This is a genomic window from Mesorhizobium sp. WSM4813 (genome assembly GCF_055811555.1).
In genome coordinates this window covers 145513-168677 of record NZ_JBVVQU010000001.1, presented here as the reverse complement: position 1 = coordinate 168677, position 23165 = coordinate 145513, and the positions used below count along the sequence as shown (strand labels likewise).

General features: G+C 59.0%; 14 protein-coding genes and 2 pseudogenes. 8 read left to right on the top strand and 8 right to left on the bottom strand.

The features are described from left to right. Nucleotides 1-156: 156 nt before the first annotated feature. The 3 genes from AC0L25_RS00790 to AC0L25_RS00780 all read right to left on the bottom strand — a co-directional run bounded on the left by AC0L25_RS00790 (nucleotide 157) and on the right by AC0L25_RS00780 (nucleotide 6582). Entirely contained in the window at nucleotides 157-2496 is a 2340-nt protein-coding gene (locus AC0L25_RS00790) for a S9 family peptidase (protein WP_473593774.1), read from the bottom strand. A gap of 605 nt (nucleotides 2497-3101) precedes the next feature. After that, nucleotides 3102-3794 carry an OmpW/AlkL family protein gene (locus AC0L25_RS00785; RefSeq protein ID WP_473593773.1) on the bottom strand — a complete coding sequence of 231 codons (693 nt, stop codon included), beginning with the start codon at nucleotides 3792-3794 and terminating at the stop codon, nucleotides 3102-3104. Nucleotides 3795-4452: 658 nt separating this feature from the next. After that, nucleotides 4453-6582, bottom strand: a complete 2130-nt coding sequence (locus AC0L25_RS00780; RefSeq protein ID WP_473593772.1) for a prolyl oligopeptidase family serine peptidase — start codon at nucleotides 6580-6582, stop codon at nucleotides 4453-4455. A 1238-nt stretch (nucleotides 6583-7820) separates the two neighbouring features. Here AC0L25_RS00780 and AC0L25_RS00775 point away from each other — a divergent pair. Both AC0L25_RS00775 and AC0L25_RS00770 read left to right on the top strand, forming a co-directional pair. Continuing rightward, a pseudogene (locus tag AC0L25_RS00775) lies at nucleotides 7821-8111 on the top strand (transcriptional regulator domain-containing protein); the annotation flags it as partial. 115 nt (nucleotides 8112-8226) lie between these two features. Continuing rightward, nucleotides 8227-8742: a DUF2285 domain-containing protein gene (locus AC0L25_RS00770; RefSeq protein WP_473593771.1), complete on the top strand. Its 516-nt coding sequence runs from the start codon at nucleotides 8227-8229 to the stop codon at nucleotides 8740-8742. 493 nt (nucleotides 8743-9235) lie between these two features. On the opposite strand, the pseudogene AC0L25_RS00765 reads toward AC0L25_RS00770, so the two are convergent. Continuing rightward, nucleotides 9236-10010, bottom strand: a pseudogene (locus AC0L25_RS00765) (IS110 family RNA-guided transposase); the annotation flags it as partial. On the opposite strand from AC0L25_RS00765, the gene AC0L25_RS00760 reads away from it, so the two are divergent. From AC0L25_RS00760 to AC0L25_RS00745, 4 genes are all read left to right on the top strand, one after another. Next, nucleotides 9933-10460, top strand: coding sequence for a transposase (locus AC0L25_RS00760; protein WP_473593770.1), 528 nt, complete (start codon nucleotides 9933-9935; stop codon nucleotides 10458-10460). The pseudogene AC0L25_RS00765 and the gene AC0L25_RS00760 sit on opposite strands and share 78 nt — an antisense overlap. A gap of 699 nt (nucleotides 10461-11159) precedes the next feature. After that, nucleotides 11160-12230: a hypothetical protein gene (locus AC0L25_RS00755; RefSeq protein ID WP_473593769.1), complete on the top strand. Its 1071-nt coding sequence runs from the start codon at nucleotides 11160-11162 to the stop codon at nucleotides 12228-12230. After that, nucleotides 12227-13294: a protein kinase domain-containing protein gene (locus AC0L25_RS00750; protein WP_473593768.1), complete on the top strand. Its 1068-nt coding sequence runs from the start codon at nucleotides 12227-12229 to the stop codon at nucleotides 13292-13294. Before AC0L25_RS00755 ends, AC0L25_RS00750 begins: the two co-directional genes overlap by 4 nt. Beyond that, nucleotides 13291-14358, top strand: coding sequence for a serine/threonine-protein kinase (locus AC0L25_RS00745; RefSeq protein WP_473593767.1), 1068 nt, complete (start codon nucleotides 13291-13293; stop codon nucleotides 14356-14358). Before AC0L25_RS00750 ends, AC0L25_RS00745 begins: the two co-directional genes overlap by 4 nt. Nucleotides 14359-14607: 249 nt before the next feature. Here AC0L25_RS00745 and AC0L25_RS00740 read toward each other — a convergent pair whose 3' ends face one another. From AC0L25_RS00740 to AC0L25_RS00730, 3 genes are all read right to left on the bottom strand, one after another. Further along, nucleotides 14608-16449 carry a type II toxin-antitoxin system HipA family toxin gene (locus tag AC0L25_RS00740; RefSeq protein WP_473593766.1) on the bottom strand — a complete coding sequence of 614 codons (1842 nt, stop codon included), beginning with the start codon at nucleotides 16447-16449 and terminating at the stop codon, nucleotides 14608-14610. Between the two features lie 284 nt (nucleotides 16450-16733). Further along, nucleotides 16734-18119, bottom strand: a complete 1386-nt coding sequence (locus AC0L25_RS00735) for a M16 family metallopeptidase (protein ID WP_473593814.1) — start codon at nucleotides 18117-18119, stop codon at nucleotides 16734-16736. Between the two features lie 4 nt (nucleotides 18120-18123). After that, nucleotides 18124-19683 carry a M16 family metallopeptidase gene (locus tag AC0L25_RS00730; protein WP_473593765.1) on the bottom strand — a complete coding sequence of 520 codons (1560 nt, stop codon included), beginning with the start codon at nucleotides 19681-19683 and terminating at the stop codon, nucleotides 18124-18126. 518 nt (nucleotides 19684-20201) lie between these two features. On the opposite strand from AC0L25_RS00730, the gene AC0L25_RS00725 reads away from it, so the two are divergent. Both AC0L25_RS00725 and AC0L25_RS00720 read left to right on the top strand, forming a co-directional pair. Further along, on the top strand, nucleotides 20202-20414 hold the full coding sequence (locus AC0L25_RS00725) for a cold-shock protein (RefSeq protein WP_008874821.1): 213 nt from the start codon (nucleotides 20202-20204) through the stop codon (nucleotides 20412-20414). A 282-nt stretch (nucleotides 20415-20696) separates the two neighbouring features. Beyond that, nucleotides 20697-21386: a prephenate dehydratase domain-containing protein gene (locus AC0L25_RS00720; protein ID WP_473593764.1), complete on the top strand. Its 690-nt coding sequence runs from the start codon at nucleotides 20697-20699 to the stop codon at nucleotides 21384-21386. A 390-nt stretch (nucleotides 21387-21776) separates the two neighbouring features. On the opposite strand, the gene hemN is transcribed toward AC0L25_RS00720, so the two are convergent. Further along, nucleotides 21777-23114: an oxygen-independent coproporphyrinogen III oxidase gene (gene hemN, locus AC0L25_RS00715; protein ID WP_473593763.1), complete on the bottom strand. Its 1338-nt coding sequence runs from the start codon at nucleotides 23112-23114 to the stop codon at nucleotides 21777-21779. Nucleotides 23115-23165 lie beyond the last annotated feature (51 nt).

Below are 23165 nucleotides of genomic sequence, written 5' to 3'. Positions count from 1 at the left end.
GAGCGTCGGAATCGTTCCTGTTTCCGTCTTGCGAAGGCCCGTGGCGCAGGAATCGGCGCAGGCCCTCGTGGGAGCGGTTCTCCGCTCGCTCGCCGCCTCGATTACAGCCAACAAAACGGGCGCGAGGATTGCCACAGGCAGAAGCAGCCGAAGCCATCATCGTGACGATTTGCTCTTTTGCAGCTCGGTTCGTTCAGCGTTCCAGTCGGGTGGGGTCTGATCGAGAATGTTGCGAACGAAGAAGTCCAGGAGTTTGCGCTCAGTGTAGATGCCTGGCGCGTTGTGATCGGCACCAGGCACATAGACCATGTCGAAATCTTTTCCCGCCTTGATGAGTCGGTCGGCAAGCTGCAGCGAGGAGGACGGGTCGACATTGCGGTCCATTTCGCCGACGACGATCATCAGCTTGCCCCGCAGCCTGTAAGCATTGTCGATGGCGGAGGATTGGGAATATTCAATGCCGACTGGCCACCCCATCCACTGTTCGTTCCACCAGATCTTGTCTATCCGGTTGTCGTAGCAGCCGCTGTTGGCGACCGCGACCTTATAGAATTCGGGATGGAAGAGCAGCGCGCTCACCGCGTTCTGGCCGCCTGCGGACCAGCCGAAAATGCCGACATTGGAGATATCGTACCACGGATACCTCGCGGCGGCCGCCTTGTGCCATAGAATGCGATCGGGAAAGCCTGCGTCCTTCAGATTTTTCCAGGCAACGTCATGAAAGGCGCGCGAGCGCTTGTTGGTACCCATGCCATCGATCTGCACAACGACGAAGCCCAGCTGCGTGAGCGGCTCTGTCCGCCCTGAGAAGGATTTTGGGACGAACGAGCCCTGGGGCCCGGCATAGATATTCTCCACCACCGGGTACTTCTTCTTCGGATCGAAATTGGCGGGCAGGTGGATCACGCCCCAGATATCAGTCGTGCCGTCGCGCCCCTTGGCGTGGAAACTGAGTGGCGGCTGCCAGCCTGCGGCGACGAGCTCGGACATGTCGGCGGTCTCCACCTGCATGAGTTTGACATCGTCGCTGGCGCGGTAGAGCATCATGCGGGGCGGCAGATCGATGCGTGACCAGAGATCGACATAGTAGCGGCCGTCGGGAGAGAACTCGACATGGTGGTTGGCCGGCTCGGGCGTGAGCTCAGTCAGCCCCTCACCGTCGAAGCCGATGCGGTACGCATGGACGAAATAAGGGTCTTCCCCCGGGTGCATCCCGCTCGCCTCGAACCAGATCTGGCGCTTGACCGGATCGACATGGTTGACCCCCCGCACGACCCACTCACCGCTGGTAATCTGGTTCTTGAGCGCGCCGGTCCGGCCGTCGAACAGATACAGGTGCTCGTGCCCATCGCGCTCGGACGCCCAGATGATCTCCTTCCCGTCGTCGACATCGTAACGAAAGATTTTGCCGGTACGGCGCTGGTTCATCACCAGCGGCCGGTAATCAACGAAGGTCGTGCTGGTCTCATCGATCAGCGAGCGTGCGCGGCCCGTGGCGGCGTTTACCTCGACCAGCCGATAGAGCTGATGCCCGCGCTGGTTATATTCGAAAGTGAAGCCGCGACCGTCCGCCCACCACCGGAGAGGGGAAAGTTCGAAGGGGTTGGAGAACAGGGCGTCGTCGATCGCGATCTGGCGCTGGCTGGCAATGTCGAACAGGACCGGCTGGGGCAGCGGAAGGACATCGCCCGGCTTGGGATAGACCCTTGCCGAATATTCGCGCTGCAACCGGTCCGTCGACGAATTGAGGTAGGGGACCTCCCGCTTGTAGCCGGGGCGAACGCGGTAGGCCGCGAGATGGCGCGAGTCCGGCGACCAGCTCAGTGTCGAAAAGACGTAGCCATTGTTTTCGGATCCATCCCGGCTCAGCGCAACATTCTGCAATCCATCCTTGCTGCGCAGCAAGACATTGTGGTTCCTTATATAGACGATCCATTTGCCGTCGGGCGAGACGCTCCTCTTGTCGGGGTTATTCTTAGCCGGGGGGGTGTAGTCGTGGCGGAGCTGAAAGTCCGGCGCGTCCACATCCAAGTTTGTGCTGGTGCAAACATAGCTTGCAACGTCGCAGCTCCACCGGACCTGCTTAATCAGGAAGTCGAGCCTGCGACCATCCTCGGTCAGTTCGAAACGCTCGAAGGGAAGATCGCCGGCCTGATAGCTCTTATGGCTCGCTTCATTTAGCGCCGCCGCCAGACGGGCCTGGTCGAAGGCGGCCCGTTTCAAACCCGTGGCAGCATCGACCCGCATGAACTGGCGCTCGCCGTGGCTAGTCCGGCGGTAGACGAAGGCTTCACCCCCAGTCAGCCAAAAAGGCATTTCGGGGACATTGGCAATGAGTCCGCTAAAGCGATCGTTGATCGTAAGTGCCCGCTCCCAATCGCTCAGCACCAGCGGTGGATGTGCACCGTTTGAACCGTTGGCCAGCGCCCCAGCGGTTGCCGATCCCGATGCCCCTTGAACTAATGACGAGAGAGCCGAAGCGCCGATCTTGACCATATCTGTTCACCTCTTCGGTTTTCGGGAGACGCATTGTTGGATCTGGCTTTTCATCGCCGGTGTGCAGCAGCGTTGAGCGTTGCTCGAAGGAGTCAGCACGCGGGGTGCAGCCGAGACGGCAGTCACCATGACCCGTGCGCCCTACGCGGATGTCCAGGAACTGGCCGGGTGAAGCAGACTGAAGAGTTGGCGCCGAGCCAGCAGGGTATTTTCCATGTCCACAATGATGGAAATTCAAAGCCCGATGACGCTTGCAATCACACTCCCTTCCTTTTTCTGCACCTGGAAGGGCCGGAATTGGGCCCGGCACAAAGCGTTGGCTATGGACATTCTCTGCATGGCTGTCGTCAGTCCGTTGATCCGTGTCCGGATGAACGATGCAATATGCGCGCCAAAGGAGATCCTTTTAGATCACGGCAATCGATCGGACTGGCTGTGTCGGGTGAACGACATTAACGTCGCATATCCGACAGCTCGGACAACCCCAAGTCACATGACCTTGGGTGTATGTCGGTTGACAAAAGTGGACCGTCGGGCCGACGGCAAAGGGCGCACGAGGCGCCCTTCATTCGACTCGGGCTGCGCGTAAGCCGACTTCGCCGGCGTCAGAAATGGTACGTGACGCCTGCGCCAATCAGCCAGGGGTCGAGCTCCGCCTTCCCCGTCTGCTTGTTGCCGGCCACGGTGACGTCGAAGTCTGGCTTCAGGAAAAGCTTCTTCACGTCGAAGTTGACGCCCCAGTGCTGGTCGACCATGTAGTCGAACCCGACCTGCAGCGCGGTGCCGAACGTGTTCTTGACCTTGAGATCATCGGCGCTGCCGGCTTGCTGATGATAGAAGATCGTATAGTTCACGCCGGCGCCGACATAGGGCTTGAAGGCGCCGAAATCGGTAAAGTGGTACTGCAATGTCAGCGTGGGCGGCAGCAGCCAAACCTTGCCGATATTCCCCAGCCCGCCGATCGAGCCTTGGCCTGTGATGTTGGCATAGGTGGTGCCGAGGATAAGCTCGGCTGCGACATTGTCCGTGAAGAAATACGAAATATCGAGTTCCGGCGTTACGGTGTTCGAATAGGAAAGACCGGAGCCGGGCACCGCGCTAACGTAGCCCGAATCCTCAGTGATAACCCCCAACGCGCGCAGGCGGATCTGCCAAGGGCTTGGCCATTCCCTGAACAAGGCACCCTCATCCGGGTCGCACGGTTCTGCAAGGTCTGCCGCGGCCGCCTGCTGTCCTACCAGCAACAGGACGACGGCCGCTGTGAGTCCCCGCAACACGTTCATTCGCTTTGTTGCCATAATGTTGTTTCCTTGCTCGTTAGACTTCACTGTGAATAGTCCTGCTGTGTTGATTGCTATCTACAGAATACTGGCGCGCATTATTTGCAAATTCTGCGCCCATTGTTAGGCCTGTACTCACTTCGTCGAAGTTCGCCCTTGTTGACCTGCCGGTCGCCAATGAACGCTATCGGCGTGCGAGCCGATCGCGCTGCCAAGGAAATTGTCGCCCAAGGCAATGAATGCGGCCCGCTCGGATTGTCCTTGGCGTAGCTGTGCCCGCCTGAGCTGGTCCGTAGAAGTAAGCGGGATAGGCATCGTATTAACGTAGCCCGAATATGTCCCCGAGGCGGCGCAGGCGGAACTGCCCAGAGCTTGGCTCTTAGATTGGTGTCGTAGACGGGCACGGGTAAGGGGGAGGCGGAGGGGGAGGCGGAGAGGCGCAGGGGGCTTTTGGAGTCGCGATAGCCGGCTGTGCCAGCAGCATCAAGACGACGGCCGCTGTTACTCCCCGCGCCACCTTCACTCGATTTGTTGCCATGATATTTCTCCTTGCTCTTCAGAAATGGTAGACTGCAATAGTCCTGCAGTATTGATTGATATCGACAGCGTGCGGGGCGCGCATTTGCGCAAACCGTGCTCGCATTATTTGCACCTTGTCGCAGTCCTCGACCTCTACTCACTCATTCGACGCCCGCCTTTCTCGAGCTCCCGGTCGTCTATGAAAGCTATCGGCGTGCCAGCCGATCGCGCTGCGAAGGAAGTGGATGCCAAGACTGATGAATGCAGCGCGCTCCCGATTGTCCTTGCCGTAGCCGTGGCCGCCCGCGCCGGGCTCGTAGAAGTACGCGGGATAGCCAAGGGCCTGCAGCTTTGCCGCCATCTTGCGCGCGTGGCCCGGATGGACGCGGTCGTCCCGCTTCGTGGTCGCGAGCAGGATAGGCGGATAGGGCTGTCCGGGCGTCGCGGCGTGATAGGCGGAGACTTCCTTCAGGAAAGCCCAATCGTCAGCCTTGTCGGGATCGCCATATTCGTCGATCCAGCTCGCGCCCGCCAGGAGCTTGGTGTAGCGGCGCATATCGATAAGCGGAACCGTGCAGAACAGCGCGCCGAAATGCTCAGGATAGCGGGTAAGCATGTTGGCGATCAGCAGGCCGCCATTTGAGCCGCCCTCGGCGGCAATCCGCCTCGGCAGCGTAATGCCCCTTCGCACGAGGTCGGCGGCAACGGCGGCGAAATCGTCATGGGCGAGACGCTTGCCCTCCCTCCGCCCGGCATCGTGCCACCGGGTGCCGAACTCGCCGCCCCCGCGGATGTTCGCCACCACACACGTGCCGCCGCGCTCGAGCCACAGCTTGCCGAGCGAGGAGTTGTAGGAGGGCAGGAGCGATATGCCGAACCCGCCATAGGCGCTGAGATGAACCGGGGCATCCCCGTTCCCATCCGCCGGACCGACCTGTGTATAGGGAATCATCTCACCATCGATCGATACTGCCTCGTGGCGCGTGACCACCAGGCCGGATGCGTCGAAATTCTCCGGGCTGCGCTTCAGGATTACTGAAGCGCTGACAGGCGGCGCGGCATTGAGATCGAATAGGAAAAGCTGCGGCGGGGTGATTGGATCATGAGCCCCGACCAGAACCTCCCCATTGGTCTCGTGGTCTGCGGCATCGAGTGACCAGAGGTGAACAGTCCCTTGCACGGGAACGGTGTCCAGGGCTCGGCGCGTCCATTCTTGCGGGCCCGGCGTGAACACCTCGAATCTCGGAACGAGGTTCGCCAGGTAGGCGATAATGAGCTTCCCGTCATTCCAGAAGAATGACTGCAGACAGCGCCTCTCGTCCGGTTCAAACAGGGTACTGAAACGGCGTTCGCCGGCCAGGAAAGAGGAAAGCGAGATGCCGATCAGCGCGTCGGCGTGATAAGTCGTCCCGGCAACCGTCCATGCTGTGCGCGGCTTTACCGCCAGCCAATCGCCGAAGTTACCCCACCAGGCGTCCTTAGGAAGGTCGATCTCAATCTTCGGCCCGCTTTCATCGCCAATGCGGACTATCTTCTCGAAGCAGGCCAGCTGCTCGATGAACCACACGCGCTCGCTCTCGGCGGTACGGTCCAGATGGCCAGACACACCCAGGGTTTCGGAACCGGTCTCGAAGATTACCGGCGCGGTGAGGGGATCCGCGCCACGCTTCCACAGTCGCACGGTGCGCGCGTAACCGGAGCGGGTGGCCATGCCATGACCAAGCGCACTGGAAAGCAGAAGCGTGTTGGGGTCGAGCCAATCAATGTCACCCTTGGCCTCGGGGAGATTGAAACCGTCGGCGACAAAGCTCAGAGAGCTCAGGTCGAATTCGCGATGCACGACCGCGTCGCTGCCGCCGCGCGACAGGCGCAAGACGGCTCTTTCGCGCGTCTCCGGCTCGATCGACGCGCCGCCCCAGATCCAGTCCTCTCCGTCGCTAGCCGCGAGGGCATCCAGATCGAGCAGTAGCTCCCATTGGGGATCCGCCTGCATGTAGACGGCAAGGGTGATCCGGCGCCACAGTCCGCGCGGATTTCCGGCATCTCGCCAGAAATTGTAGAGGTACTGACCGCGGCGCGTGACCAGGGGAATTCTGTCGGGACGGTCGAAAATGGCTGGCAGCGCCGCCCGGTCGCGCTCGAACTGCATTCCCGCGAAGTGCTTCAGGGTCTTTGCCGACTGGCTGGCGGTCCACGCAAGTGCCCGTTCGCCTTCTACATCTTCGAGCCAAAGATGGGGGTCATCGTCGGGTGCATCCAGCGTTGGACGGAAATCGAATTCGGTCATGCCCGGACAACCAGAGGAATGAAAGCGCAATGGCTTCCATCTGCTCGGGTACGCTGAGTGCTTGCGGGGGCGCCCGCATGTGGGAAAACTGTGATCATCAGGTTGGTTCTTTTCAGTCGGTGCGGCGTCGCAGTGCTTTTGCGCATAGGACTGCAACCGTCGTGCCAACTGGGAAAATCGTTTCGGAACAATGTGACAGCTCTGACAGCGCTGTGTCAGATGTCCGACATCGTCGAGAATCCGACAACGAGTGCACCGCGCAATCACCCGATCGACCTCCTGCGGGAGTTCGGTGACGCCGCGCAGGACTCAAGCAGGGAAGCTCACAATGAACTTGGTTGGCCGGCCCCCGACATCTTCGCTCCGGAACGCTTCTCGCACAGGGATTCAATGGCAGACATCATGAGGCAACGGACGCCGTGAGCGACCAAGCGCCCTGTGCCTAGGGATCTAGACACCGCCACCAGTCAAAAATCGGCGATCCGAGGAAGGGATGGGGCGCCGCTTGGCCGAGCTGATGGTTATCCAACATTGCCAGCAAACTTGGCCTGAACCGTCCCCTTGATTGCATTTTTTAAGTCTGCCGATCGCGCCAGCAAGCTGCGTTCGAACGAACACATGGGTCGCGAGCTACATTCAGCTGGGGCGATCGTCGTTCAATATGCAAGGTAGAGGGTCAGGAACAGGGAAGCTCCGGCTCGGCATCCTATCTCGGTGAGACGGCCAACGATCGGCGGTCTTTGGCTGACGCTGCGAGTTGTGCGCCCGCACCAAAGGCAGCGTGGGACAAGTCTGCCTGGAAAACGGCTGCAGCAGGCGCAAGTGGCCCCCGGCCGCTCCATCTCCATGCCGCTCGCAAAACCCCGGCGTGAGCACCACCCCAAAGCAATTGCGCGCCTTGCCGGTTCGTTTTGCGGGCCCACTGCACAGTCGGCTCAACCTGTACACCTATACAGGCTGCCATACCCTGAAACTTGGCCTCCAATGGCGGAAAATTCCCCCAGGAGATCGACGATGACTGAGCTTATAGCGCTCGCGCTACGACAACCTACCCACAATCAGTGTGCAATCCACCGCCACGCTAATGCGCCTGCAAGGAACGTCTGGAACGCGACGCAGGAGCCGATCACCGCTATCACGTCGATTACCTTGGCGTGCTCAGGGCGCGCTGGCTGTCGCTGCGCGGGTTCAACGGCCTGGTGGCTACTTGCGCGCGACTTCTGCCCTCGACAGCGCCAATGGCACACGCTTCTACGAAATGGCGCCATGGAGGTCCGGTGCCTTCGGGGCCTGTGCTTTGCCAAGTGGCACGATGTTTCGACGTCCGTGGGGGCGGGCAGGGGAGCACAGTCGTGCCTACAGTTCTCGTGACAGGCGTGGATGAGGCTGATTGGCGCGATGAAAGATCATACGATTACACCACTGGTCTGACGCCACGGGAATGGGCTTGGGAGTTCTTACGCCGCAATCCAGCATTCCAGCGTGATCTGGTCGCAACGCGTCAGCAGGCCAATACTTTGTCTCACCAACCCTTTCTCGACGTGGTCGCGTCGGCCGGTGACCTGTCGCGCTGGGGTGTTCTGTTTCGCCGAGTCTTATGGGCGAAATTCGCTCGTATTCTGGTCTCCGCTCTGGTGCGTCCATGTGCTGCCGGTCATTGCAGAACAGCTGTCCGCATCCTCGGCGACATTGCCGTTCGAGCTCTCGGCGTTGCCATGTCGTGCGACGGTCCTGCTGGCGCCCGAGAAGGGCCAGCATGTTCTTCTTCGCAATGCGGAACATACGCTCCAGCTCGCCGTCTCTGGCGCGGATATCTTGCGCCCTGTTTGCCTCCGCACCGAGGCGATCTGGCCAGCGATGCTTTCGAAGCCCCGTCTGAGGGCGCTCGAGTGCCTCAGTTCTCTAAGTCTGGGTCAACACCTGCCCGCCCGCTTGTTTCCGCCGGAAAGACGCGGTCCGCGCTTGACCTTCGTTCTTCGTGCGCTCGACGGCTCACTTGCTGGGGCGTCACATCGTGAGCTCGCCGAAGCGCTGGTTGGTCAACGGCGCGTCCATGCCGATTGGAGGGATCCTCGCGATCATCTGCGCGACCGCATTCGCCGCGCCGTCTCGCGTGGCCGCGCCCTCATGAATGGAGGGTACAGAGATTTCCTTCTTTAAAAAGTGACAGTCCGCCCTGTGCGTCAGCCGGCGAACAGTTCGGAGCTAAAACCCGTCACCACCGATTGGCCGCTCGACATGGCAGCGAACGGCCTTCGAGGGCGCTCTGGTTGAGGCATCGTCGATGCCAAGAGGCACGTTCGTATTGTCCGATAGCCGACAATGTCGGGTACGCAAGGTACAGGAACCTGACTCTCGGGTGTTTTTAAGCGCTTTTTGACCTGGCACGGTACATGCACGCTATTCAGCAAAACACGCGGACTGAGTGGTTCCCACCGCCACGAAGTCGCTGAGTTACGCCACCTCCCAAGGCGTACCCGGCCCGGCAGCGAGCTCAGTCTCCTGCCGGGCATCCCATCGCAGATGTATTCGCGTTCAGAACTTCAAATTAGGTGGCGCAATGACGCGGGCATTGCCAATCCGGCTCATGCTATGTCACTAGAGGTTTAGGCCCGAGGCTACACTGTCACAAATGGTTGATGTCACCAGGCGCGGCATGGGAACGCCCATGTTTGCTGATCCGGCCATATTGCGCCAAGCCAAGACCGGATTGGCGCACACGCGGATTGAGGCCGAAGTAGCTCACCAGCCTCTGCGGCTCGCGGAACCGCCGGATGTCGCGACAGCGGCGATGATACCGCTCGCGACGATGGCATTGACGCCGGTGATCATCTGAAGCCGCCGGACTTGCACATCATCAACCGCTTCCCGGGCGATGTCGCGATCGAGGTCAGCCAGATCCTCGGCCAGGCGATCGATCTCGCGGATGTGGCGGGCGATAGCGGTCCGCTCGTCGTCGGGAAGCACCTGCCGCTCGAGCCAGGCGCGACCCCGACGGTTGAACAGATCGGCATGCGGGCACTTCGGCACGAGGTGCGCCTGCAGGATGCCATGCACCTCGTTCTTCACTCGCGTGCGATGTCAGTCCGCTCATCGGGAACCCAGACCTCCGGCAGAAAACCGCTGGCATGGAGCTGCGCCAGAACCCCGGCATCGATCTTGTCGGTCTTGATCCTGGCATGGGCGATCGCCTTCACCTGCATCGGGTTGGCGACAATCACCCGGCCGACATAGGGCGACAGAACCCGCACCACCGCGTTGCCCGTAGCCTCGACGACAACCTCATCCGTCCGTCGCAAACTGCGGCCAAACCCTTCCAGTCCCGAGCGGGTCATGTCGACCCGTCCGTGATGGCGCAGCCGGCCGTCTTCCCAAACCACCACCTCCGCAAAGGTGCGGTGGATATCCATTCCAATCACACGTCTCATCGGCTCCCTCTCCTCAAACAGTCGGGAGCTGGCGGGCGACGCGACACCTACGGATCCGCGCTCTCGGCGCAACCGGGCAGGTCGCAGGGGCGGCCAGCTACTAACGCGAGCTCGCAGCTCATCGAATACATCGGCCTGCCCGCACTTGGCGTGCTCCCGGTGCCCCTGTCCCGGATGGTCGCACCATACGCCGAAAATCGCTCATCTCCAGCGGGGATCGGATGGCACCGTCATGATCATACGGTTACGAACGCGATCGAGGCGCTGAACTCCAAACTGCGCCGCGCCGTCCGCACCCGGGGACACTTCCCGAATGACGATGCGGCCATGAAGCTGCTATATCTGGTGCTGAACCATGCGGCCGAGGAATGGAAACGACCGCCGCGCGAGTGGTTCGAGGCCAAGACCCAGTTCGCCGTCGTCTTCGGCGAGAGGTTCGTCAGCCAATGACGAAATCGGCCTCGCGCACAGAATTCCTGACAGATTGGCCGGCGCGTCCTGCAGCAGTGTCACCAAGACGCCAACCGCTACGCGGCGCAGACCGCGCGATCAACATCCAGGCCGGCACCTCCAGCCACCGATCGGAGGCGTGGCCAGAGAGACTGCAGCGGAAAACCTCCCGGTCAGCCTTCTCGATCACCTCATAAACGTGAACACAACGCCCGGCCCAGGGACGCCATGGATAAAGAAACTGGCGTTCCTCGGTCCCGTGGGCGTTCTCTCGTCGTGTTGTTCAACACCGCAAGGCCCCATTCCTCTCCCGGCTACCAGACCCGACAGCCTATGCCGAGTTCATCACCGCAACCGGCTCCGACGCTGTGCTGATGGAAGGCTCCGCGCCTCGACGGTTGCTCAACCCGCGCCAAGAGGCGTAACAGAAACGGCCAAGGCTTTAATCGCCACTCGACGACACTTCAGTGGCAGGTCACGCGAATGGACGATACGGCGGCTCGCTCCAGCTGCCAAGAGTCTGTTGGACTATAAATGATAGCCGGAGATTGGACCGAGAAAGTGAGGGACTTGATGATGCACTCCGGTAGGATATCCCTTGCCTCGAAGACGACTGAGTCGAGCCGCGCATGCCAACAGTTGTAGAAACCCGTAATTGTGGGCTACTAGGAACAGCATCCCGCGCCAATTGGAGCACTTGTGAGAACAGAACTTATTAAGCGCATAGAGTTCTTCCTTTCTCGAGAGCTTCCCGGACGAAGCACTCAAGCGAGTGCCGGATTGGCGCTAGGTACCCTGAAAGGACCGGTGCGCGAAGACAATCAAGATCGCGCAGCGGTAGCTGCCCTCGCTCTGCCATCTGGTAAAAAATTTCTTATCGCACTTGTTTGCGATGGAATGGGCGGGATGGCTGCGGGAGGGGAGGCGGCCTCCTGTGCCGCTAGTAGCTTCATCGGCCAATTCACTACCAGCTCAAGGCTCCCTATCGGAGAAATGTTATATGAGGCGGTCTCCGCTGCAAACGAGGAGGTTTATCGTCGCTTCCGGGGCAGTGGCGGAACTACTCTCACAGCCATCGTTGCGACTGGTATGAAAGAAGCATGGGCAGTTCATGTGGGGGATAGCCGCCTCTATGAATGCAGCACTTTTGAAGGGCTCAGTTTGATCACCCGAGATGATACAATTGGGGGGCAGTTGAGCCCCCCTAGAGGCGCTGACGAAGACATACTTGATAATCGATTGCTCCAATTTGTCGGCATTGGGCCAACCATCGAGCCACATATTTTCCGTCTGGCGAAGGGCATGGAACCGACTTATCTCCTGACTTCCGACGGCGCACATAGCATCGGAAGGAAGACGCTTGACGGAATAGCCAAGCGGTCCCGCAGTCCGGCGGAACTGGTCCGCAAGGTCGTCTATGTAGCAGAAGCTATTGGCGTAGAAGACAACTCGACAGCAGTTTCGATAATGGGTTCTGATGTGAGCTGGACCCCCAAGTTCAACGAAGGGGTTGAGCTTACATTATGGGGGCTCAGTGACAAACTTGAAATGTGGTTAGACGGCCCTCAAGCGCCTCAGCCGGCGGCGCCAGAATCGCCCAAGGAACCTAAGCCAGACGTTACAACCGCAAAGCCGAAGAAGCCGGCGCGTGTCCGTCAGAGGACAAACAAAAAAACTGGTAGGAACCCTGTTAAAGAGAACGTGGAGGAAGTAGTAGCTAAACCACAACTGCATATTGAGTTCGGAAGCCAGGATAACGAAGAATCATGATTAAGCTTCCAAGCCGGTACGCCGTGGTTTTGCAGATTTTGTCAGGTGGCGGGATGTCAGACACGCTGGTCTGTCGCGATGAAAATCTTCAACGCAAGGTAGTAGTTAAGTCGCTCAAGGCCGGAATCGAAAAGCACCGCTTAATGGATGAGCTATCAGCGCTGGCGGACATAAGGTCCAAGTACGTTGTGCAGGTATTGGACGTTTTAAGAGACGGGTTAGAGATTGTAGGATTCGTAGAGGAATTCGTCGAAGGCACTGAATTAAAACCCCTGCCCACATCGTCAGATGAGGCAAAATCTCTGGGGTGTCTGTATTCAGTTGTTGCCGGGATTCAAGACATCCATGTTGCAGGGCGAGTGCGTCGTGACATAAAGCCAGACAATATGAAGATTGATAAGTCTGGAGTGCTTAAGATATTCGATTTTGGTTTGGCTAAAATTCAGAAGAATGCCAAAACGAAGCAGTTATATTACACTCAATTTTACACTGCCCCGGAGATATTTACTCCCGATAAGGATGGAAATCACAATTTTACGACCGCAGTCGACGTTTTCGCATTTGGCGCAACGGCGCTTTGGATGCTAAACGGAGGTACTCTTCCGCTGGAGCTTGGTCAGATACCGCCGTCAGTTCCGGCCTTGCCAACAAATTTCGACGCAATTCCTCTAAAATTATCTGCCGGGATAACCGCGTTGCTTAACCGTTGTCTAAGTTGCGACCCGTCTGCTAGGCCCTCAGCCGCAGCGCTGAAATTAGCAATAGGAAAACAGCTGCTTTTTGGCAAACACCGCATGCTTCTAACATATGCCGGCACCGATCACGTAGTGGACACCAATAAGAAGCAGGTCAAACTAAGTTCTGGTTCGGACGCTGTTACAATTAGCTACAATGGATTGGACTTTGTTGTTACGAATGTGTCAGGTCATGTTAGACATAATAATAGGCAGGTAATCGCGGGTTACATATTTCAAGGCTCGTCAGTTATCGTTCTTGGCGATCCGGCATCACGCGGACGCACGTCGATTACTGCGGATATATCTCACCCGGAGGTTATGAATTGAAAGGCCCAATTTCAACAGGCATGCCTCCACTTGCGGGACGCTATATTCCCAAGGACTGGATTGGCGCAGGAGGTATGCAGCACGTATATGTTGCTTTCGACGTTTTGTTTGAACGCAATGTGGCGTTGAAGACCCCCAAGGATGATGCAGGAGCCAAGAGATTTAAGCAGTCGGCGGTCGTAAGTGCGCGGGTCAATCATCAGAACGTGGCCAAGACACTTGATTATTTTGAAGAGGACGAAAGGCCCTACCTCGTTGAGGAATTAGTACCTGATACAGACTTGTTCGCTGTAATGGCTGGCAAGCTACCATATTTACCTCCCTCAACCTGTGCCCGAATTTTTCATCAACTTGCTAAAGGTCTGGCAGCTTCGCATGCGGCTGATGTTGTCCATCGAGATTTGAAGCCGAGTAACATTATGGTTGTCGGTGGGACGCTGTTTCACGACGTGAAGATTACCGATTTTGGTATTGCCAAAATGGCAGAAGACGAAATCGGGCAGTGGGCGGAAGTCGGCGGTGCAACGTCATCTAAGACCGTCCTGGGCGCGATACCTTATATGTCGCCGGAGGCTATCAACGATTTTAGGGTTGCGAAGAAGTCCTCAGATGTGTGGGCGATCGCTGCCATAATCTATGAGCTCATGTCCGGCGAGCTCCCTTTCGGCACAGGCCTGAAGTCGATTCCAAAAATTGTAGAAGCGAGTCCTCCGAAAAAACCTAGCCTCCTCAATGCCCCGCAGTTCAAGACCCTTGGTGGTCAGCTATACGATATTGTTTTGCAGTGCTTGCATAAGGACGTAACCAAACGTCCGACGGCTGAGCAACTGGTTCAGTTATGCGAGGCGCTTTGCTATGGGACAACGCCTTATGGCTACGGAACAGTGACAGAGTTACCCGGAATAACCGGGCGGATACAAGATGAAAAAGGCTTGACCTTGATGTGGCATCCTAAGTGTTTTTATGGGTCAGCGTCAGTAAGCATCGGCTCCCGGGTGTGGTTTGGGCGCGATACTGGCCAACCTTGGGATCGTGCTTTTCCGATTGTTAAGGCACTAATTTAGTCGTCTTTCCCTGTCTTTTGCGAAAGTCGCCGGCACCATGGCTTAGCGCTTTCGCGTTCGTGTTTGAAAGCAGAGCCATGTCTTCCACCCACTCACCGCCGCAATGAGGGGGGCGGCGGGTAGGGCCCCCACCACTGGGCATCTATCATTAGCCTGAACTTGAGCCTTGCCAAGCTTTGTCCGGGCGGTCTCGCCTCACGGCTGGGAAGTGCGGTCCGTGGAAACGGGCATATCAGTTAGATCAATCATCTACGCAAACCCATCGATGCGTTCGTGGACAATCGCGCGCATTTGCTCCGCCATCTTCGCGCCTTGAGAGCCGTCTGATAGAGGCGGCGGCAATTCGAGGTGGTTGAGAGCGCGTGAGAGGGCTGCAACGAGATCGTCGATGCTGCTATCCGCATCGGCTGCCTTGATGCCAGCCGTGCTCGCGAAAGCCTTGAAGTCGGCGCGCCGCAGACGATCGTCTTTGCCGTTCAGCTTGAGGGCCATCCGGTCTTTTTCGAGATGTGGAAACACGCGAGTCGTGACCGCGTCGTAGAGCGGAGCCATGCGGACTGAGCTGAACTGCGCGCTGCCGGGCTCTGCGATTTTCAGCAGTGATATGTTCTTCAGGTGCATGTCGCCATCGGCGATCAGCCAGGCGAATAAGGATCGCTTGAGGACAAGCAGGACGTCGTCTTCGGGGGAGGTCGATAGCGGTCTTAGTGCCCGCGCGATTCGCTCCATTGTGCCGTCGTATTTTGCTTCCGTGGGCACACCGAGCACTGAGCAAAAATCCTCAAGCGCCAAAAGGTGCTTGTCGTCAAGGCTCGTTCTGATGTCGAACCGCTCGACGAGGAGCGCCGGAGGCATCCCGTCAGGCATGGGGACGAGCGCCGTCGCGGGCGTCTTGAAACCGGCCGCGCTGCCCAAAGCGAGCGACTGCCATTCGATAACCGGCAGGGGTTCAAATCCACCTGTACCGGCAGGCTTGAGGATATGGGTGAATGGTTTGCCGGTACTGGGGGAGAGAGTACCGTCGTTATCGAGGAACATCGGCGCTTTGATCTGAACGCCTGATAAACGCGGCGTATCGGTACGCTCGAAAATCTCCGCCAGATTGCGCTCGAAGCTCTGCTCCAGATCGCCACGACCCGGCCCTGCATACTGGCCAGTGAAGATAGAATTTCTAGTGAAGCCATTGAGCCGGGTTAGCAGGACGTCGGGCGGCAGGGCGGAGAGATCGCTCGCACGCTCGACGATGGTGATGTTGGACATGTAGCGTTTGCCCGAGCGCAGCGTCGCGCGCTCGTCGCGGTCATTCAACACCGACTCAAGCCAGCCTTCAGGCAGCAGCGAGAGGATGAAAGGAGGGAGCTTGCCCGGCGTGGTCTGGCGAACAAGTGGCGGGCCATCCTGATCGTCTGGAGTCCAGCGCCACTCAAAACCATCATGTGTGAGATTGCCGAGCGGAGCGCCGTGCCACGCTACGATCAGATCGAACGCGGCTTCATTGCGCGCAGGCTCTGCGGTCACTGGACGGCGCAGGAGGAAGCGCTCGGCGTGCTCGCCTTCGCGATACCACTGGTTTTCGCGGGCAAGCGCCCATGTCGCGTCGGCAGCGCCCTGGGCGCTGCCGTATTCTTCTATGAGGCGGTTCGCGATTGTCTCGCGCATCGTCTCATCGATGGATGCCGCGTGTTCGCTGCGCAGGCGGAAAGCTTCGAGGAAGCGCTGGCGCATCGAGGAGACGTCGATCCGGAATTCTCCCATGCCATCATCGACATTCGCTTGAGCGACTGATGGGTGGTCGGGAGCTGCGTTCTGAATGATTTCCAGCGAGCGCAAGCGCGTGCGCTGTATTCGTCGCCCGCTCAGGAACAGACGGCCATCGCGGGTCGGGCCGAGAAGGACAGCGCTCGCCGCCGAGAGGTAAGCGTTGGGATACAGGTATTTGGCGATGCGGACGGCGTGTTTGAGTATCGTGGCCTCGATATCCTCCCCGGCATCGACATAGATGCCGCGCATTAGCTGGACGAGCTTGCCCGTTTCAGCCTGATAGTGGCTGCGGGTTTTATCGATGTTTTCCCCGACGAGGTGAAGGGCCATTTCTAACTTTCTCGTATCTGAAATACGGGAAAGTAGCATAGTGAGCTCCAAAATTCAAGAGAATCTAACTTTCGCGTGTTTCATATACGTGAAAGTTAGAATGCTTTCTCGGAAGGTCGGGCGTTCTCCGGCTCGGCAATCGGACCGCCGGGCGAGAACCTGGTCTACGAGGGCGAGCAGGCAGAAATCAAGGCGTGCATTCTGCCGCACCATAGTCGAATCAGCCAAACGTATGTGGGCGGAGTCCTTCAGCAACTATTCCTAGAGCGCGAGATTATTCGCTGTCACGGGACACCAGCTAGCCGCGGGCCAACGCCCATAATGGCGGGCTCGACCGAAAGCAGTTTCTTCGCCGCCGCCCTGACTTCTTCGAGCGTCACCTGCTCGATGAGGGCAGGGCGGTGCTGGATGTAGTCTATGCCGCGCTTGTCGAGCTGCAGCCTGAGAAGCGTGGCTGAAATCGCCCTGGAGGAACCAAGATTGCTCATAGCATAGGCCCCGATCAGATGCTTTTTGCTCGCTTCGAGCTCGGCCGCTGTTGGCCCGGTGTCCACCAGCTCCTTGATTACTTGTCTAATCAGGTCGAGCGTCTCCGCCGCCCTGTCGGCGCGCGTCGACGTGGTCACGACAAGCGTGTTGGAATGCTGGTGGCCTTGCAAACTAGAGGACACACCGTAGGCCAGGCCACGCTTTTCCCGCACTTCCTGGAACAGACGTGAGGTGAATGGCGAGCCTCCGAGTATATCGTTTATCAGCTGCGCGGCATAGAATTCCGGGTCGCTGCGTCCGACGCCGGGAAAAGCCAGCTGGAGCGAAGTCTGGGGCAGGGCGTATGCGACCAACGTACACTGGCCGAGCTTCGGGGTGACATCAGGTACCTGGGCGAGCGCCTGCTTCTGAGGCAAATCGCCGAACAACTGGTCGAGCCTTGCACTCAGAGTTTTGGCATCGATGTCGCCGACAACCGCCACGTGCAGCCCCTCGCGGGCGAAAGCGGCCTTGTGGAAGGCGCTTAGATCGGCGGGCGTTATGCGGGCCAGGCTTTCCTTGGTGCCCTCGGGCGGCCTCGAATACGGATGCGCGCCGTAGAGCCTGCGCCGCCATGCATCCCTGCCGATCGCGTGAGGTTCGCGCTCGTTGGCAATAATGCCGGAGAGAAGCTGAGCGCGGATTCGGTCAAAGGGTTCCTGATCGAAGCGGGGCCTGTTCAACGCTAGCCTGATGAGATCGAAAGCGGCGTCCTGGCGCTGGGAAAGCATGCGCACCGAGCCATAGATGCCGTCAGGCCGCGCGTGGAAGCTCATCTCAGCGCCGGCATCATCGAGCCGCACCTGAAAGGTGTCGCCGCCGTGATCGCCTGCGCCCTCGTCGAACAAGCCGGTCATCAAATTGGCAAGCCCCTCCTTACCGGCCGGGTCCTGGCTGGTGCCGCCGTCAAACACGAACTGGAGCGTGACGATCGGCAGCTTATGGTCTTCCACCAGCCAGGCGGTGATCCCCTTTTCAGATTTCACCTCCTGGATGTTCGCCGCAGCACGGGCGGTACACGCTGGCAGGGTGAGGAAGAAAATAGCAAGGCAAAGGACAGCCAGCCAGGAGGCGAGGCGCCAGCCTTGTCCAAAAGGAGAGGGCAATGCCTCTGGAATGGCCCTGCGGAATTGGTTCGTCATCATATCAATTTTCCTTGGGTAGGAGATAGCCGGTGGTCGAATGGTCGGACACGAGGTAGCGGGCGGCAACGGCCTTAACCTGATCGGCCGTGACCTTGCGGATGCGGTCCGGCCATTCCTCGACGTCTTTCACATTGCCGCCTGTGGCAAGCGTGGCGCCATACATGCCAGCGACGGAGGCCTGCTCGTCATGGGCGAAGATGAACGAGCGGATATAGCGGTTTTTCGTCTTCTCCAGTTCGTCGCTGGTGATGCCGTTCCTGGCGATGCGCGCTATCTCGGCGTCGACTGCGGCCTCGACATCCGCAAGCTTCGCCTTGCCGCGCGGCCAGCCGCGGATGCTGAACTTGCCAGCATCCAGCATGGTGCCCTCGAAATCAGCGTCGGCCGCTGCGGCTATGCCTTGCTTCACAACGAGCTCCTGGTACAGCCGGCTGCGGTTGCCCCCGGCGAGAATCTGTGCCAGCAGGTCCAGCGCCTCGGCTTCGCCGGGCTCGGCGGTGCGATAGGACGGCACCACCCAATATCTGGAAAAGATGGGGACCGAAACGCGGCCATCCCTTAGCGTCAATGTGCGCCTGGTGTTCTGCACCGGCTCAGACGGGCGTTCGCGTGGCGGCAGATCTGGTCCACGCGGGACCTTGCCATAGGTCTTCTCGGCCAGCGCCTTCACGGCCTCGGGCTCGACGTCGCCTGCCACCACCAGCACGGTGTTGTTCGGCCAGTGCTTGTCATAAAAAGCCACGGCGTCGTTGCGGTCCAGCTTCTCGATCTCGTGCATCCAGCCGATCACCGGGATCCGGTAGGGTTGGCTCTGCCAGAGGGTCGTGACGACCTCCTCATCGAGAAGCGCCTCCGGACTGTTGTCGACCCTCAAGCGACGCTCCTCGCGGACCACGTCACGCTCGGTGTTGATGACGTCATCCGTGAGGGTGAGATTGCGCATGCGATCAGCCTCGAAGCTCATCATCTGCTCCACTGCCGAGGGCGCCACTCTTTCGTAGAAGGCAGTATAATCGTAAGAGGTGAAGGCGTTTAGCGAGCCCCCGATCTCCGCCACCGCGCGGTCCAGCTCGCCGGCGCCGTGATTGGCCGTCCCTTTGAACATCAGATGCTCGAAGAAATGCGCGATGCCGGATTTGCCCGGAGGCTCGTCGGCACTGCCGACCTTGTACCACAGCATATGGGTGACGATGGGCGCGCGGTGATCGGGTATGACGACCACCTCCATGCCGTTGTCGAGCAGGAAATTTGCTATGTCATAGGCGGCCGCCGGAGACGGCGCGGTCGTCAGAAATGCCAGCGCGGTCGCAAAAAGTGCGCCCCGCAGCCAAGCAGACGGTGGCTTCGGTTGTGGTGACCGGGCGATGGACAAAGTTCGCACGGAAGTGAGTTGTCCCTCAATTTGAAGGTGCTGCGTCCCTGTCGCCCCCACTGGGAGAAGGTGGATCGGTGGGCAGCGCCGGTCCAGACGAGCCCTCACAATGCTGCCAGGCCCGGCTTGGATGTCAGTTTTGAGTAGGTCGGCGAAAGGTGGGGCGGCATTTTTCTGGGTGGGGATCATGGGACGACTCTCCTGCGTGTTTTGCATGACCCCGCAGGAACCGTGCCAGATGAGAAAGCCGTTTCGGCGATGCGATTCAACGGACTCTCTGTTGCGTACCTTCCGACATTGTCCGACGTCTGACACCGCCGAATGGGGGGCGCTTGCCGCTTAAAGAGGTGGCTACGTGAACTACCCTTAGGACAGCGGCGAAGATGGTGGCGTCAGCGCGCCCGTAGTTGCTGGTCGTCCGCGTACTCTTGCTCACATCGGCCGATCGCAGGTCCCTAACAGGACTCCAAACCAGCGATAGACGCGGTTCTGGAATTTACCGGAGCGTTTCAGAACTTGTGTTTGCCATTCGGAGCGCCAGCGCGGGAGACGCTGTCCGCGACAGGCGGTCATGATGGAGCTTGCGAGCCGCTTTAGCGATTTGACCGGGCTTTTGCTATTTTAGCTTTTGCTGCCCTAAAGTCTCGGATATGAAGCGGACCTGGCTTATGGCCTGCCTACATTGAATTGTTACAAAGGAATACGCTATGGCGACTGGAACGGTGAAGTGGTTCAACAGCACCAAGGGATTCGGTTTTATCCAGCCTGACAACGGAGGTCAGGACGTTTTCGTCCACATTTCCGCTGTCGAACGAGCGGGCCTCTCGACCCTTAATGAGGGCCAGAAGATCAACTACGAGGTCGAACAGGACCGCCGTACTGGCAAATCATCCGCTGGCAGTCTCAGCAAAGCTGGCTGACCTTTTTCTGCTTCTGCCCGGCAAGAGCCGGGCAGAAGTGCCACTGACCGCGCCTAGGAGCGGGCAAGAACACGGATCCCCGCCGACTGGGGCAGCGGATTGTACCAAGCTGCTAAGTTCTACTGCCACAAGATGTTGCAAGCGAAGAGGGGCGGGTCACAGCCCTCTTACTTTCTGCAGCAGATGCTTATCGCATTCTCGATCGAGCGTGCCGGGGAATGAACGAGCAATTCAGCCAGCCTCCAGCCATCGACACCTCCGGAATCAAGAGGGCAGGCTACATTGGCCCTGAGGGGACCTGGACCCATCAAGCCAGACGTTGCATGCGTCCCAGCCACGACCTCTCTGGTCGGAACCACTCCCTACCTCGACCAAGTCATGCGCCTGACATCTCCCAGGATCATCGCTGAGTACCCGAAAGTCCTGAGCTACAGTCTCATGGCCAGTAAGGATGCGAGTTTCTCGATGATCACTAAGGTGGTGGGCCACCCCGTGGCCCTGCAGGAGGTGGCCGGGTGGCTCGACGAGAACATGCCCAACGTCGAGCGAGAGAGCCGTAGGGGAGCGACATCATTCGTGGCTGAGCAAAAGTCTCCCTCAGTAGCGGCATTCGGTCCTGCGCTTGGTGCCAAGCTGTACGATCTGCAGATATTGCGAACAGGAATTGAAGAAGGGCTGCATAACGTTACGCGGTGGTGGGTGCTCGGGCGCAGGACCCCAGCGCCTTCAGGATTTCACCGGACGACACTTCACCTCCGCGCTTCAGAACAAAATTTCAGTTGTGTCCTGAACAGGTTCTCGAAGGACGATTTAGCCGTTCTCAATGTCTATCAGCGTCCGACGTGCGAGCGGCTGGACACCCATCACTATGTCATCGATGTCGCAGGCCACGTTTTGACGCACCCGGCGCTGGCCGCGTTGGCGGAGATTGGTGGCCTGAGAATTCTCGGATCGTACCCACGTCGCTATTAGCTATGGCCAACTAGTTTCCGTCCATAACCCAAACTGTTGATCCTCATCACTGACGAACAAGGGGCTGCCGCATCGAACCTGATGCGATGTACACGTAATACCGCGCGCCATGGACGAGATCATCGCGCCGACGACTTGTCGTTCCCGCCCAGTTTCTTGCCTGCGAAACGGTGGTACTCATGGGCACAGATGTCGATCGGCCGGACATCTCGCAAAACCAGTCACCGTTGTAAGGTTGTAATGCGTTATCGGCCGCACACTCCTCCATTCGGAAGGTCAAACACTTCAATCCGCCAAGGGGTGCCGTGACCGGGGCCTGCGGCAGTTTTACGAGCGTGCCGTTTGGCACGAGCTTATCGCGTTGGCTCCCCTCACGCTGCTTGGCTATGCTTATGGGACAACCCGGTCGACAAAAGCATCGAATGCGGCAGCAACAGCGCGAATTACGAAACGATGCTCATGCCGCACCCGGATGAAACCGGTTTCGATGTCCACGATCCCATCCTCGGCCAGCTTCACCAAGCGATCAGCAGCCGAATCGAGAAGGCGAGTTGGATCGAATCCATAGGCCGCACCAATTGCCGGCACATCGGCCTGCAAATCGCACATCAGCCGCTCGATGATTGCGGCTCGCACGCGGTCTTCGTCTGTCAGCCGGTAGCCTTTTGAAGTCGCCAGACAGCCAGCTGCTATGTGCCGGCTGTAGGACTCACGTGTCACCTCGTTCTGGACGTAACCCTCGCCGACCCGCCCTATAGCCGACGCGCCGAAACCAATCACAGTTTTGCAGGTGTCGGCCGAGTAACCCAGCGAGTTACGCCGTAGCCGACCGCTGGTCTGCGCCAGCGTAAGTTCGTCGTCCGGCAAGGCGAAATGATCGAGGCCGATCGCACGGTAGCCGGCCGCAACCAGTGTCTCTGCCACGGCGGCAGCCTGTTCGGCGCGGGCGACGCTGTCCGGCAGCGCAGTCTTCTCGATCAGGCGCTGATTCCTTATCACCGATGGAATGTGGGAGTAGCCGAACATCGCGAGCCGGTTGGGACGCATGGCGACAGTCGCCGCCGCAGTCTGGACGCAGGACTCTACCGTCTGGTTCGGGAGACCGAAAATGAGATCGAAGTTGATGCCGCTTACGCCATGGCGGCGCAGCTCTTCGACGGCAGCGGCCGTCTGCGCCTCGCTCTGGACCCGGTTGATCGCTTTTTGGACGATCGGGTCAAAGCTCTGCACCCCGAGGCTCGCGCGGCTCACGTTCGCTGCTCCCAACGCTTCGGCGATCTCGGCCGTGAAGGTGCGCGGATCAATTTCGACGGCGATCGTAGCGGGCTCCCTGAACGCGAAGCGGCGGCGCAGGAATTCTATGGTGTCCAGGAACTCGGCTGCCCCGATCAGGGTCGGGGTTCCACCGCCGAAATGCACGTCATTCACGACGAGCCCCTGCTGCACTTTCTCCGAAACCAAACGGATCTCGTTGCGCAGAACGTCCAGATAGTTGAGGATCGGCCCCTGATTGCGGGCAATCGTGGTCGGGAAGCCGCAAAACCAGCAGATCGATTGGCAGAACGGAATGTGGAGATAGAGCGACACCGAATCGTCAGCTGGCAGACCTCTTAGCCATACCTCATAGCTTTCGGCCCCGACGCTGGCGGTGAACTCCGCTACAGTCGGATAGATGGTGTACCAAGGCAGGAGAGCCTCGCGATATTCTTTCACGATAGAGGTCTGCAACGGTTTCCGTCCCAAGCTGAAAAGTTGGTCCTTTTACCGCTGCGGTATCCT